Origin of the sequence: Corticimicrobacter sp. (assembly GCF_040137905.1) — a bacterium.
GTDB lineage: Bacteria > Pseudomonadota > Gammaproteobacteria > Burkholderiales > Burkholderiaceae_B > Corticimicrobacter.
In genome coordinates this window covers 93,158-107,192 of sequence record NZ_JBEFDG010000071.1, presented here as the reverse complement: position 1 = coordinate 107,192, position 14,035 = coordinate 93,158, and the positions used below count along the sequence as shown (strand labels likewise).

Sequence of the window (14,035 nt, the reverse complement as noted above, 5' to 3'; positions counted from 1 at the left end):
GAGGCAAAGGCATCAATGGCTCATCTTTCTTTCAGGCAGGTTCGCAAGGAATATCCAGGCGCGACCATCATCGAGGGACTGGACCTGGAGGTCGAGGACGGTGAATTCATCGTCATCGTCGGTCCCTCCGGATGCGGCAAGTCCACCCTGCTGCGCATGATGGCCGGGCTGGAAACCGTCAGTGCGGGCAAGATCGCCATCGACGGCAAGGTCGTCAACGAACTGGAGCCGGCCGAGCGCGATATCGCCATGGTGTTCCAGAACTATGCACTCTACCCGCACATGACGGTGTACGAGAACATGGCCTATGGCCTCAAGATCCGGGGCCACGGCAAGAAGGACATCCAGGCCCGCGTCGAGGAGGCCGCCCGCATTCTCGAACTCGAGAAGCTGCTGCAGCGCAAGCCCCGCCAGCTCTCGGGCGGCCAGCGCCAGCGCGTGGCCATGGGGCGCGCCATCGTGCGCCATCCCAAGGCCTTCCTGTTCGACGAGCCACTATCCAACCTCGATGCCAAGCTGCGCGTGCAGATGCGCCTGGAGATCCAAAAGCTGCATCGCCGCCTCAAGACGACGAGCCTGTACGTCACGCACGACCAGGTCGAGGCCATGACACTGGCACATCGCATGGTGATCATGAACCAGGGTGAAGTCGAGCAGATCGGGACGCCGCGCGAAGTGTATGATCACCCCGCCTCCACCTTCGTGGCCTCATTCATTGGCTCGCCGCCGATGAACCTGATCAAGGTCCATATCGACAGCCACCACGATATTGCCCTGCCCGGCGGCAACTGGATGTCGGCACGCCAGATACAGGTTCCCTATGCGGCCATCCGCCAGGACTGCATCCTGGGTGTACGCCCGGAAGACCTGCGCATCAGCAACATGCTGCCTGCAGACAGCCCCAGCCATCCCGAGGAAGGCATGTGGATCTGCGTGGAAATGGTCGAGTCGCTGGGGGCCGAATGCCTGATCCATGGCAGGCTCGGACAGACTGCCGTGGTCTTGCGCCGGCCCGACGATCTGGTGGACGGAGAACAGATCGAAATCGGTGCCTGGCTGCGCCTCAAGCTTGATGCCGAACGGCCGTTGCACTGGTTCAACCTGCAGACCGGCAAGCGCCTGCCTGACAATACGGAGCAGGAAGGCGAGGATGGCGATGAGGAAGACGGGCTGGACAATAGCCTCACCGATAGTGAGGATGCCGACAGGCACGGGAACGCAAGCACCCGCGCCAGTACGATTCAGACACCAGCCGAAGGTACCTGATCAGTGCCTTGCATCAGGCTGCCATGCGCCTGATGCAACGAAAACAACGTTCAGCAGCACATCACACACGGCAAAGGGCTGGCATATATGCCAGCCCTTTTTCCTGCCTGTTTACTCGAAGGCGCTCTGGCTGCCGTCCTTGTGCCAGACGAAGACCTGGAAGTCGAACTCGTTCAGGTCGCCCTGCTTGTTCCAGGATACCGTGCCGATGGGCGTGTCGAAGCTGTTGGCGTGCAGGTACTCGGCCACCTTGGCGGGATCCGTGCTGTTGGCACCCTTGATGGCGTCGGCGATGACCTGAGTCGCCGTGTAGGCGGTCATCTGGAAGGCACCGGCGGCATTGCGCTGCTTGGCCTCGAAGGCCTTGACGATATCGGCGTTGCGGGGATTGCTGGCGAAATCGCTGGGCAGGGTCAGCAGCATGCCTTCGACGGCATCGCCGGCGATTGCATTGATGTCAGGATTGCCCGCGCCTTCCGGCCCCATGAAACGAGCCTTGAGGCCTTGCTCTGCAGCCTGGCGCATCAGCAGGCCCAGTTCGGGATGGTAGCCACCGTAGTAGACGAAATCAGCACCCGAACCGCGGATCTTGGTGATCACGGCAGAGTAATCCGTATCGCCGGCGTTGATGCCTTCGAACATGCTGACCTCGACGCCGCCAGCCAGCAGGTCCTGGCGTACGGCAGCAGCGATGCCCTGGCCATAGGACTGCTTGTCGTGCAGCACGGCAACCTTGGCGGGCTTGATCTTATCGATGATGAAGCGGGCGGCGGCCGGGCCCTGCTGGTCGTCGCGGCCCGTGGTGCGGAAGATGAACTCGTAGTTCTTGCCGTCGGTCAGGGCCGGTGCCGTGGCCGAGGGGGTGACCATGACTACGCCTTCGCCATCGTAGACGTCGGCAGCGGCGATGGTTGCCCCCGAGCACACGTGGCCGATCACGAAACCGATGCCATCGTTGACCACGCGGTTGGCTGCCACCGGACCTTGCTTGGGTTCGCAGCCATCATCGATGGTGACCAGTTCGATCTGGCTGCCGTTGATGCCGCCACCGGCATTGATGACTTCGACGGCGGTGAGCACCCCTTCCCGCACCATGTCACCATACTGGGTGACAGGCCCTGTGGTCGGACCGACCACAGCGAACTTGATGTTTTCGGCGGCCTGTACCGATGCGGCGGACAGGCCAGCGGCCAAAATGGCTGCCGCGATGGGCAGGCGACGGAACGAGATGGTCATGGCGATGTCTCCTGAAATGGCTGGATTGCAAACGACACAATTTACCAGACTTGTCGGGGCTGGCAAGCCTTATGCAGACCGCAAATCGTGCCTTTTGCATGCTGTGCAGGGCGGGTGCCGGCAAAGCAAGGCAGTGCCTGCATGTCCCACAAGCTTCTATATTTCAAATTGAAATATAGAAATCATCATATATTATTTCTGGTCATCGAAAAGCGCAGGCAATATAACGCCAATGTCTGAAAAGACGCCTCTTCATACCCAGGAACCGAAACATGATCAAGAAACTCATCGGCGTCTCGCTCGTTGCCGCCGCGCTTGGTGGTCAGGTCGCATCCGCACAACAGACCACGCTGCTCAACACGTCCTACGATATCGCCCGCGAACTGTTTGCCGAAATCAATCCCAAGTTCGAGGCACACTGGAAAGAAAAGACCGGCCAGGATCTGAAGATCGACCAGTCCTTCGCCGGCAGCTCACGGCAGGCCCGTGCGATCCTGCAGGGTCTCAAGGCAGATGTGGTTACCTTCAATCAGGTACCCGATGTCGATGTGCTGGCCAAGAATGGCCTGATCCGTGCCGACTGGCAACAGGCCCTGCCCAACAACAGCTCGCCCTACTACAGCACCATCGCGTTCCTGGTGCGCAAGGGCAACCCCAAGAACATCAAGAACTGGGACGATCTGGTTCGCGATGATGTGAGCCTCGTGTTCCCCAACCCCAAGACCTCGGGCAATGCACGCTACAGCTACCTGGGTGCCTGGCTCTATGCCAACGAGAAGTTCAATGGCGACGAGGCCAAGACCCAGGAATTCGTCGGCAAACTTCTGTCCAACGTCGAAAGCTTCCCTACCGGGGGCCGCGGCGCGACCGTCGCCTTTGCCCAGAACAATCAGGGTGACGTGCTGCTGACGTTCGAATCCGAAGTCAACAATATCGCCAACAGCGATGAGTTCAAGGCCGAGGAGTTCGAGGTCGTGGTGCCGCCGGTCAGCGTGCTGGCCGAATTCCCGGTTGCCGTGGTGGACAAGGTCGTCGATGAGAAAGGCACCCGCGAACTGGCCACCGAATACCTCCAGTACCAGTACACGCCTGAAATCCAGGCCCTGCTGGCCGGTTTCAACTACCGTGTGCATGATGCCGAGGCCCTCAAGGCCAATGCCGACCGCTTCCCCGAGATTCGCCTGCTCAATCCGCAGGAATTGATCGGTTCCTGGGACAAGATCACCGAAACGCATTTTGCCTCGAACGCCCAGCTCGACCAACTGCTGGCTGCCGGCAAGAAGTAAACTACCGGTCTTCTTCACCGTAAGGATCGCCTGATGCGCTTGACCGCTGCATCAGGCGTTGCATATTTCATGCCCCGCTTTTTTCTGCGCCACCCTACCCTGCCCGGCTTCGGACTGAGTTTCGGTGTCAGCACCCTGTTCATCTCGCTGGTCATCCTGCTGCCGCTGTCGGCGTTGCTGGTCTATGTCAGCGATATGAGCTGGAATCAGTACTGGCGCGCCGTCACCGACGCCCGTGTGCTGGCCAGCTACCGGGTCACCATTTCCAGTGCATTCTGGTCCACGGTCTTCGTCACCCTGGTCGGCATGCTGCTGGCCTGGATACTGGTGCGCTACGATTTTCCGGGGCGGCGCCTGCTCGATGCCCTGATCGACCTGCCCTTTGCCCTGCCCACGGCGGTGGCCGGCCTGACACTGGCCGTGCTGCTGTCCCCCAATGGCTGGCTGGGCCAGTGGTTCGCGCCCTATGGCATCAAGATCGCCTACGCCTATCCGGGCCTGGTGATCGCCATGATCTTCACCAGCCTGCCCTTCATCGTACGCTCGATCCAGCCCGTGCTGGCCGATATCGGTACCGAATATGAGGAGGCAGCCCAATCACTCGGTGCGGGGCATGCACAGGTGTTTTTCCGAGTCATCCTGCCAGCCCTGACGCCAGCGCTCATGACCGGGATGTCGCAGGCCTTCATCCGCAGTCTCGGGGAGTTCGGCGCAGTTGTCATGATCGCCGGCAACATTCCCTTCAAGACAGAAGTGACCTCGCTGATGATTTTCTTCAGGCTGGCCGAATACGAGTACGGCATGGCTGCCGCCATTGCCTCAGTGGTACTCGCGGCCTCGCTGCTGCTGCTGTTCGGCCTGCAATGGCTGCAGGGCTGGATACTGCCCTGGCAGAAAGGAAAGCAGTCATGATGCGCAAACCCCGCACCTGGCAACAATGGACGCTGATCGCCCTCGGGGTAAGCGTGGCGGGTCTGTTGCTGGTCCTGCCCCTGACCCTTATTTTCGTCAAGGCGTTCAGCGCGGGCTGGGCGGCATTCGTCGACAACGTGCTCGACGGCGACATGCGCCATGCCATCGGCCTGACGCTGCTGGCTGCCGTCATTACCATTCCGATCAATGTCGTCTTCGGTATCCTGCTGGCCTGGTGCGTGACGAACTACGACTTCCGGGGCCGCCGCCTGCTGATGACGCTGATCGACATTCCCTACGCGACCTCGCCGGTCGTGGCCGGCCTGTGCTATCTGGTGGTCTATGGCATGGAGAGCACTTTCGGCGGCTGGCTCTACCGTCACGATATCCAGCTCATGTTCGCCTGGCCGGGCATCGTCATGGTGACGATTTTCGTGACATCGCCTTTCGTGGCACGAATATTGATCCCGCTGATGCAGTCGCAGGGCTCGGACGAGGAACATGCCGCTCTGACGCTCGGTGCCAGCGGCTGGCAGATCTTCAGCCGGGTCACGCTGCCCAAGATCAAGTGGGCGCTGCTCTATGGCGTGGCGATTACCAATGCCCGTGCCGTGGGCGAGTTCGGCGCGGTGTCGGTGGTGTCCGGAGCCATCCGCGGCAAGACCCTGACGCTGCCCCTGCTGATCGAGCAGCTCAACGATGACAACAAGGCCGTTGCAGCCTTTACGGCGGCTGCGCTGCTGACCTCCATCGCCCTGCTGACGCTGATGGTCAAGACCGGGATGGAATGGCGTCAAGAGGCCCGGGCACGGGCTGGTTGAGGTGTGAAGCCGCGTCTTTTGCGGCATCGTTTCTCTGTGAGTGCCCAGATATTTTGGCACTGGCACTGGCAGTCAGCCGATGCCGCTGGCCTTCTTCCACTTGCGCAGCCGGCCACGTGCGTTGGCATACGGCGATGCGGTATTGAGCTGGATCATCCGACCCAGGGTATATTTTTCATACCAGGGTGTGCCATACAGAGCCGCATCGCTTTCCGCCTCGACCAGCGAGAGGATGCGGCCATGCACTTGCTCGAATTGCTGCAGCAGTTCGGGATAGGCGACATTCGCCTGATCGGCATAGAATTTTTGCGCCAGGCGTCCCAGCTCATTCCACTTGTAGCCGGTCTCGGGAAAATCCACCGGCTGTCCACTGGACCTGGCATTGCACCATTTCAGTACCAGCAGGTTCCAGCCGATCAGGTATGCAACGAGATCGGCCACGCTCATGTAGGTGCCCTGGGCATGTCCCTCCATGGTGGCAATACGGGCATACTCGGGCGGAATGCTGGCAAGATCAGTTGCCAGCTTCCGGTAGGTCGTGCGGATCGCATCAAGCAGCGCCTGCCTGTTTTGCGGTACGGCCACGGCCGTTGCCCCTGGCGTCGGAATTACTGCAGCAAGCTGCGCAGCATCCAGGCGTTCTTTTCGTGTATGTCGAGGCGGCGCGTGAGCAGGTCGGCGCTGGGCTGGTCATTGGCCTCGTCGACATGCTTGAAGGCGGCACGGGCGGTCTTGGCAACCGATTCGTTCCCCTTGACCAGCAGGCGAATCATGTCCAGTGCCTCAGGAACCGATTCAGGCTCCTCGATCGAACTCAGCTTGCTGTATTCGCGGTAGGTACCGGGGGCATAGTGACCCAGGGCACGGATACGTTCGGCGATTTCGTCGAGGGCATTCCACTGCTCGGTGTATTGCTCCATGAACATGGTATGCAGGGTATTGAACAGGGGACCGGTCACATTCCAGTGGAAATTGTGGGTCATCAGATACAGCGTGTACGAATCCGCCAGCAACTTGGACAGTTCCTGAGCGATGGCGGCACGATCCTTGTCGGAAATGCCGATATCGATCCGTACCGAGGCCGTCGTGGCGGTACGCTTGGTAGTGGATTTGGATGCTTTGGCCATGGACATGCTCCTGTATTTTTCAAAAAAGGCGATGCACCGCCCTTGACTGATGAGTGTCGCGATACGCTGTTATGCGCCGCGTACGACTAGGATACTACTGCTGCTGCCAGCTCACCCGTTTCGGTGACGCCCTCCAGCATCGTGACGCCAGGCAATCCGCACGCCAGTACCGACTCGGACAGCTTCTGGATCGCGGCCAGGCGGGGAAAGCTTTTGCGCCATGCCAGTACGATACGACGTTCCGGTACGGGCTGCTCGAACGGGATATAGCTCAGCAGCTCCGGCCCGCTGTGTGGCAAACTCATCGATGAGGCGGGCAGTACGGTTACACCGATACCTGCCGCCACCATGTGCCGTATGGTTTCGAGCGAGGAACCTTCAAAGGTGCGCTGGATGCCATCGCTGCTGGCGGAATAGCCAGACAGTTCCGGGCAGACTTCCAGTACCTGATCCCTGAAACAGTGGCCATTCCCCAGCAGCAGCATGGTTTCATCTTTCAGCTCTTCCGCACCAATGCTGCGACGCTCCGACCAGGGGTGCCCGCACGGCACTGCCACGGTGAATGGCTCATCGTACAACGGTCGCAGCGTGAGTCCTGCTTCGGGCAGCGGCAATGCCATGATGGCGCAGTCGAGTTCTCCCTGGCGCAGCAATTCGATCAGCTTGGAAGTAAAGTTCTCCTGCAGGATCAACGGCATCGTCGGGGTGCGGCGGATCTGTTCAGGCACCAGCCTGGGCAGCAGATAAGGACCAATGGTATGGATCACGCCGACACGCAGCGGCCCGATCAGGGGATCATGCCCCTGGCGGGCGATTTCCCTGAGGTTGGCACTTTCCTCAAGGACCTTCTGGGCCTGTGCCACGATACGCTCGCCGATGGGTGTGACGGAGACTTCGCTGCCACCCCGTTCGAACAGCGTAACCTCAAGTTCGTCTTCCAGCTTGCGGATGGCGACCGACAGGGTCGGCTGGCTGACGAAACAGGCTTCGGCCGCACGGCCGAAGTGTCGTTCCCTGGCGACCGCCACGATATATTTCAATTCGGTCAGAGTCATTTTCTTCAAGTCCTCAAATAGTCTTCCCTGCCGCGCAGCCAGCGCTGCAGGTGAGCCCGTGCGGCCTCTGGACAGGCCTGCCTCAGATAGGATGCGGCATCGCGGGCCTGCTCGGCCAGCTCCGCGTCTGCCTGCAGATCGGCAAAACGCAGCAATGCCACACCCGACTGCCGGACGCCCAAAAATTCGCCCGGCCCCCGCAGCTCCAGATCCCTGCGGGCAATCTCAAAACCATCTTCCGTCTCGAACATGGCACGCAGCCGTTGGCGCGCCACTTGCGACAGCGGTGCCTGGTACAGCAGCACGCAGATCGAGGCTGCGCTGCCGCGCCCCACCCGCCCGCGCAACTGATGCAGTTGCGCCAGTCCGAACCGTTCGGCATGCTCGATCACCATGGTGCTGGCATTGGGCACATCCACACCCACCTCGATCACGGTGGTGGATACCAGAATGTCCATCTGCCCGGCCCTGAATGCATCCATGATGGCGCTTTTCTCGGCCTGGGGCAGACGGCCATGGACCAGGCCGATACGCAATTCAGGCAAAAGCACCTGCAGGCCGGCATGGGTATCCACGGCATTCTGCAGGTCGAGGGCCTCGCTTTCCTCGACCAGCGGGCAGACCCAGTAGGCCTGTCGGCCCGCACGCACCGCGTCGGCCAGGTATTCGGCCAGTTCGCCGCGGCGATGCTCGGCAATCAGCTTGGTCTTGACAGGCGTGCGCCCGGGCGGAAGCTCATCGATGACAGACACATCGAGATCCGAGAAATAAGTCATGGCGAGCGTGCGCGGAATCGGCGTGGCGCTCATCATCAACTGGTGTGGCAACACGGCCCCCTCGTCGGGAGCCTGTTCGCCCTTGCGCCCGAGCGCGAGGCGCTGCCCCACGCCAAAGCGATGCTGCTCATCCACGATCACCAGCCCCAGTCGATTGAACGACACCTTGTCCTGGATGAGTGCCTGCGTACCGATCACCAGCGCAGCCTCACCGGACTCGATAGCGGCCTGGGCAAGGCGGCGCGCCTTCTGGCCCAGTCGGCCATTGAGCAGCACGGTGGTCACACCCAGCGGTGCCAGCCAGCTGTCGAGCTTGAGATAATGTTGCTCGGCCAGGATTTCGGTCGGAGCCATGAGGGCCACCTGCGCACCCGCGGCAATCGCCTGTACGGCCGCCAGTGCCGCCACCACAGTCTTGCCGCTGCCTACATCCCCTTGCAGCAGACGATGCATGGGATGGGTGCGAGCCATGTCCTGGCAAATATCGTCGACCACCCTGCGCTGGGCGGCAGTCAGGGCAAAAGGCAGGCGGGCCAGCAGGCGGGCCGGCAGCGTACCGGCATCCTGGGCCACGACCAGAGGCCAGGCCTGCTGGTGTTGCCTGAGGGCACGTGCTTCGGCCATGGACAGTTGCTGGGCAAGAAGTTCGTCGAACTTGACGCGCAGCCAGGCCGGATGCGTCTGGGATTCCATGCCATCGCCGGTATCACCCGGGCCGGGCGTATGCAATTGCGAGACAGCATCGCCGAATGGCATCAGTCCATAGCGCTCGCGTACGCTTTCAGGCAAGGGATCGCTCAGGTCTGCCTGGGCCAGCGCATGCAGTACCGCCTGGCGCAGCACCGGCTGGGACAGACCCGATGTGGTGGGATACACCGGCGTCAGGACTTCGGGCAGCGGTATCTCGCTGCGCCGGACGCGAGGATGTACCATTTCACAACCCCACAGGCCGCCGCGAACTTCACCCAGCGCACGGACACGCATGCCGGGTTCGACCTGCTTGACCTGGCTGGGATAGAAATTGAGCCAGCGCAGCGTGATTTCCGCATCGCCATCACTCAGCACGGCCTTGAGCTGCTTGCGTGGCCGGTAGCTTACCTCGTGACTGAGTATCTCGCCCTCGACCTGCGCCGAGCTACCTGGGCGCAGGGCACGCACAGGCACGATACGGGTCTCGTCTTCGTAGCGCAGGGGAAAGTGCAGGACGAAATCCATCGGTTCGACCAGTCCGAGCTTGCGGAACAGGCGACCCGTTGCAGATTTTTCATCAGGTGCGCTGTGCCGCCGCTGACGCGCAGCGGGACGGACAGCATGCGCCCCTCCCTTCGCCACGGGCATGTCGGCACAGCCTTGCGCCATCAGAGGACAATGATGGCTTCTACTTCGAACTGGGCACCCTTGGGCAGGCTGACGACACCTACCGTGGAGCGGGCCGGGTATGGCTGCGGAATCAGTTCCGACATGATGGCGTTGGCTGCCGCAAAGCGCTCAAGATCGGTGAGGAACAGGGTCAGCTTGACGATGTTCTCGAGCGTACCGCCCGCCGCTTCGATCACGGCCTGCATATTGGCGAATGCCTGGCGTACCTGGGCCTCGAAATTCTCGGCAACCAGTTCGCCGGTCTCGGGCTCGAGACCGATCTGGCCGGACAGGTAGACCGTACGGCCAGCGGGGGCTTCGACAGCCTGGGAGTAAGGGCCGACAGCGGCCGGGGCGGCATTGGTCTGGATGATTTTCTTGCTCATGACAGCTCCATTAATAAATGACTATTGCAGTTTAATATGCAATAGTCATTTTTAACAGCCTTCCCGGCAGCGGGCCGACTCTTTATTTCTCGACGAAGGCGCGCTCGATGACGTAGTCACCGGGTTGGCCGACGCCGGGCGATACCACGAAACCGCTGCCATCGAGCATCGCACACAGATCGTTCAGCATCTGCGGGCTGCCGCACAGCATGACACGATCATGCTCCGGATTCAGTTGCGGCAGACCGATGTCCTGGGCCAGCTTGCCGCTTTCGATCAGGGTCGTGATCCGGCCGGTGTTGCGGAATTCCTCGCGGGTCACCGTCGGGTAGTAGATCAGCTTCTCACGAACGACATCGCCAAAAAACTCGTTGTCGGGCAGTTCTTTTTCGATGAAATCGGCATAGGCCAGCTCGCTCACCCAACGCACGCCATGGATCAGCACGATCTTGTCGAATCGATCGTAGACCTCGGGATCCTTGATGATGCTCATGAACGGTGCCAGGCCGGTACCCGTGCCCAGCAGATAGAGATTCTTGCCGGGTTTGAGATCATCGACCACCAGCGTGCCGACAGGCTTCTTGCTGACCAGGATCTCATCACCGACCTGCAGATGCTGCAACCGCGAGGTCAGCGGGCCATCGGGTACCTTGATGCTGAAGAACTCGAGGTTTTCCTCGTAGTTGGCGCTGGCGATGCTGTAGGCGCGCATCAGCGGCTTGCCATTGACCTCCAGACCGATCATCACGAAATGGCCGTTGTGAAAGCGCAGGGCCGGATCGCGAGTCGTGGTGAAGGTGAAGAGCGTGTCGTTCCAGTGGTGAACGCTCAAGACGCGTTCGGTATTAAAGGCGGCCATGAATCAGATGTCTGCAAGAAAGTTAGGGGAATAGCGTGCACCCCTATTCTACCCGGTAGTTCCGAGAAGGATAATTGTTCCGCCCGTGCGGAAATAAGCTTATGTACGCTTTATAGTCCCTCCCGGGGCGCATCGTCATGACACGGATCAAACATTTACGCGATGCCCTCTCGATATCGATGCTGCCATAAAGCAGAAATCACTGATAACATTGATATTCATTATTAGACTTGCGTTTTCTCAAGCCACCATCACGGAGACATGATGATTCCTGCCCGCCTGTTGTCGCCCACCCTCCTAGCCGCCGTGCTCAGCCTGCCTATCCATGCCGCCGGCGCGGCCGAAGTCAACCTCTACACCACACGCGAGCCCGCCCTGATCCAGCCCCTGATCGACAGTTTCACCAACGAAACGCAGATCAAGGTCAATACCGTATTCCTCAAGGACGGCCTGCTCGAGCGCGTCAAGGCGGAAGGCGACAAATCGCCGGCCGACGTGCTGATGACCGTCGATATCGGCAATCTGCTCGACCTGGTCGAGGGCGGCGTGACACAGCCGATCGAATCCACCGTATTGCAGGAAACGATTCCAGCCAACCTGCGCAGCCCAGACAATGACTGGTTCAGCCTGTCCCTGCGTGATCGTGTGCTGTATGCCGACAAGGATCTGGACATTACCGAGTTCAACTATGAAGACCTTGCAGATCCGCGCTGGAAGGGCAAGGTCTGCATCCGTTCCGGACAGCATCCCTATAACACGGCCTTGATCGCCGCCATGATCTCGCATCATGGTGCAGAAGCGACCGAAACCTGGCTGCGCGGCGTCAAGGACAACCTGGCCCGCAAGGCCACCGGCGGCGACCGCGACGTGGCCCGCGACATTCTGGGAGGCATCTGCGATATCGGCATCGCCAATGCCTACTATGTAGGCCGCATGAAAAACAGCGAACCCGGCACCGACAACTACAAGTGGGGCGAAGCCATCAAGGTGATCCGTCCGACGTTCGAAGGCACAGGCGGCGGCACGCATGTCAATGTCAGCGGCGCAGCCGTTGCCCGACATGCCCCCAACAAGGCCGAAGCCGTGCAGTTGCTGGAGTACCTGGTGTCCGACAAGGCGCAGCAGCTCTACGCCGGTGCCAACTACGAGTATCCGGTCAAGGCAGGCGTCGAACTCGACCCTGTGGTCGCCAGCTTCGGCGAACTCCAGGTTGACGCCATCCCGGTCAGCGACATTGCCAAGAATCGCAAGCTCGCCAGCGAACTGGTCGACAAGGTCGGCTTCAACAACTGACGTGTCACTGTCCCGTCTCTCGCGCCACGGGTGGCAGGTGCCACCCGTGCTGATCGCCGCCTGTGTCCTGATTCCCATTGTTTCGCTGGCTGTTTCGGCCCTGTCCGGCAATCCGGCGCATTGGGCACACCTGGCCAGCCACGTACTGCCCGAAGCGCTTTCCAATACGCTGATCCTGCTATTGGCTGTGGGTGTGATCGTGACCCTGCTGGGCACCGTCACCGCCTGGCTGGTCACGGCCTATGATTTTCCTGGACGGCGCATCCTTTCGTGGGCATTGCTGCTGCCGCTGGCCGTTCCCTCCTACATCATCGCGTTTTCGTATGTGGACCTGATGCACCCGCTTGGGCCCATACAGGGTACCCTTCGTGCCGCCCTGGGCATCGACAGCCCAAGAGGACTCCGGCTACCGGATATCCGATCACTGACGGGCTGCATCCTGGTACTCGGTTTCGTGCTTTACCCCTATGTTTACCTGACGACCCGGATCATGTTCCAGACCCAGGCCGCCAGCCTTATCGAGGCCGCACGCATGCTGGGTGCCCGGCCACTGACCGTTTTTGTCCGGGTGGCCCTGCCGCTGGCGCGTCCAGCCATTGCGGTCGGCGTCAGCCTGGCGTTGCTGGAAGCCATGAACGACATCGGTGCCTCCGAGTTCCTGGGCGTGCAGACCGTGACCGTGGCGATCTACAGCACCTGGATCTCGCGCTCCGACCTGCCGGGTGCGGCACAGATCGCACTGGTCATGCTGGTACTTGTACTGGCACTCATCCTGCTGGAACGCCACGGCCGCCGGCACCAGCGCTTTGCCACGGCACGGCGTGCGCAACCCCTGCGCCCGATACGTCTGAGCCGCAGGGCCGGCCTGCTGGCCTTGCTGGCCTGCCTGCTGCCTGTCGTTCTCGGGTTCGCCGCGCCGGCCCTGCATCTGCTGCACGAAACATTCAAGCGCCTGCAGCATGAGCTTCCTTCACGCCAGTTGTTCGACAGCCTCGCCAACACGCTGCAGGTCTCGGCGCTGGCGACCGTACTGACCGTTGCCTGCGGGTTGCTGGTCGCCTGGGCCGGACGCGGTGCCTGGCGCAGCGGCGGCACATCCTCCGCCGGACTGGCCGCTCGCTTTGCCAGCCTTGGCTATGCAATACCCGGTACGGTACTTGCCATTGGCCTGCTGGCACCGCTGGTAGCATTCGATCATGCCCTGTCCGGACTGCTGGGACTATGGAACGACCGTGCGCCGCAATTGATTCTCATGGGCTCCATGGGCGGCCTGGTCATCATCTACATGTTGCGCTTCATGGCGATTGCCGTAGGCGGCATCGAATCCGGCCTGGAGCGCATTCCCCGCTCACTCGACCATGCGGCCGCCACACTGGGCGAGCGTCCCGGCGGACTGCTGCGTCGCATACACCTGCCGCAACTCTGGCCGGCGATTGCTGCAGCGGCCCTGCTGGTGTTTGTCGACACCATGAAGGAATTGCCGGCTACTCTGCTGCTGCGACCACTCAATTTCGATACCCTGGCCACCTGGCTGTATGCCGAAGCCGCACGCGGCACGTACGAAGAAGGTGCCATTGCGGCACTGGGCATCGTACTGGCCGGCCTGCTGCCCGTCATCCTGCTGGCCAGGGTCAATCGTCCTGCGCCCTAACCGCGATC

12 protein-coding genes and 1 pseudogene are annotated in these 14,035 nt (G+C 61.1%); 6 read left to right on the top strand and 7 right to left on the bottom strand.

Annotation, left to right across the window (positions count from 1 at the left end; genetic code table 11):
* Positions 1-15 precede the first annotated feature (15 nt).
* Positions 16-1,122: pseudogene (locus ABN482_RS12415) on the top strand (sn-glycerol-3-phosphate import ATP-binding protein UgpC); the annotation flags it as partial.
* A gap of 255 nt (positions 1,123-1,377) precedes the next feature.
* Here ABN482_RS12415 and ABN482_RS12410 read toward each other — a convergent pair.
* Complete coding sequence (locus ABN482_RS12410) at positions 1,378-2,502, bottom strand: high-affinity branched-chain amino acid ABC transporter substrate-binding protein (protein WP_349504280.1); 1,125 nt, start codon at positions 2,500-2,502, stop codon at positions 1,378-1,380.
* A gap of 272 nt (positions 2,503-2,774) precedes the next feature.
* Between ABN482_RS12410 and cysP the strand changes: the two genes are divergently transcribed.
* The 3 genes from cysP to cysW all read left to right on the top strand — a co-directional run bounded on the left by cysP (position 2,775) and on the right by cysW (position 5,521).
* Positions 2,775-3,788, top strand: a complete 1,014-nt coding sequence (gene cysP, locus ABN482_RS12405; RefSeq protein WP_349504279.1) for a thiosulfate ABC transporter substrate-binding protein CysP — start codon at positions 2,775-2,777, stop codon at positions 3,786-3,788.
* Between the two features lie 69 nt (positions 3,789-3,857).
* Entirely contained in the window at positions 3,858-4,700 is an 843-nt protein-coding gene (gene cysT / locus ABN482_RS12400; protein ID WP_109061016.1) for a sulfate ABC transporter permease subunit CysT, read from the top strand.
* Complete coding sequence (gene cysW, locus ABN482_RS12395; RefSeq protein WP_502877292.1) at positions 4,700-5,521, top strand: sulfate ABC transporter permease subunit CysW; 822 nt, start codon at positions 4,700-4,702, stop codon at positions 5,519-5,521. Before cysT ends, cysW begins: the two co-directional genes overlap by 1 nt.
* 72 nt (positions 5,522-5,593) lie before the next feature.
* Here cysW and ABN482_RS12390 read toward each other — a convergent pair whose 3' ends face one another.
* The 6 genes from ABN482_RS12390 to ABN482_RS12365 all read right to left on the bottom strand — a co-directional run bounded on the left by ABN482_RS12390 (position 5,594) and on the right by ABN482_RS12365 (position 11,083).
* Positions 5,594-6,106: a ClbS/DfsB family four-helix bundle protein gene (locus tag ABN482_RS12390; RefSeq protein ID WP_349504277.1), complete on the bottom strand. Its 513-nt coding sequence runs from the start codon at positions 6,104-6,106 to the stop codon at positions 5,594-5,596.
* Between the two features lie 23 nt (positions 6,107-6,129).
* A complete protein-coding gene (locus tag ABN482_RS12385) occupies positions 6,130-6,648 on the bottom strand; it encodes a Dps family protein (protein WP_349504276.1) in 519 nt (172 codons plus the stop codon).
* 86 nt (positions 6,649-6,734) lie between these two features.
* Complete coding sequence (locus tag ABN482_RS12380; protein WP_349504275.1) at positions 6,735-7,703, bottom strand: LysR substrate-binding domain-containing protein; 969 nt, start codon at positions 7,701-7,703, stop codon at positions 6,735-6,737.
* A gap of 5 nt (positions 7,704-7,708) precedes the next feature.
* Complete coding sequence (gene recG / locus ABN482_RS12375; RefSeq protein WP_349504274.1) at positions 7,709-9,817, bottom strand: ATP-dependent DNA helicase RecG; 2,109 nt, start codon at positions 9,815-9,817, stop codon at positions 7,709-7,711.
* Positions 9,818-9,837: 20 nt separating this feature from the next.
* Positions 9,838-10,224: a Rid family detoxifying hydrolase gene (locus tag ABN482_RS12370; protein WP_109060784.1), complete on the bottom strand. Its 387-nt coding sequence runs from the start codon at positions 10,222-10,224 to the stop codon at positions 9,838-9,840.
* A gap of 82 nt (positions 10,225-10,306) precedes the next feature.
* Entirely contained in the window at positions 10,307-11,083 is a 777-nt protein-coding gene (locus tag ABN482_RS12365) for a ferredoxin--NADP reductase (RefSeq protein WP_349504273.1), read from the bottom strand.
* Between the two features lie 261 nt (positions 11,084-11,344).
* On the opposite strand from ABN482_RS12365, the gene ABN482_RS12360 reads away from it, so the two are divergent.
* Both ABN482_RS12360 and ABN482_RS12355 read left to right on the top strand, forming a co-directional pair.
* Positions 11,345-12,376, top strand: a complete 1,032-nt coding sequence (locus ABN482_RS12360; protein ID WP_349504272.1) for a Fe(3+) ABC transporter substrate-binding protein — start codon at positions 11,345-11,347, stop codon at positions 12,374-12,376.
* A 1-nt stretch (position 12,377) separates the two neighbouring features.
* Positions 12,378-14,027, top strand: coding sequence for an ABC transporter permease (locus ABN482_RS12355; protein WP_349504271.1), 1,650 nt, complete (start codon positions 12,378-12,380; stop codon positions 14,025-14,027).
* The last annotated feature ends 8 nt before the right edge of the window (positions 14,028-14,035 follow it).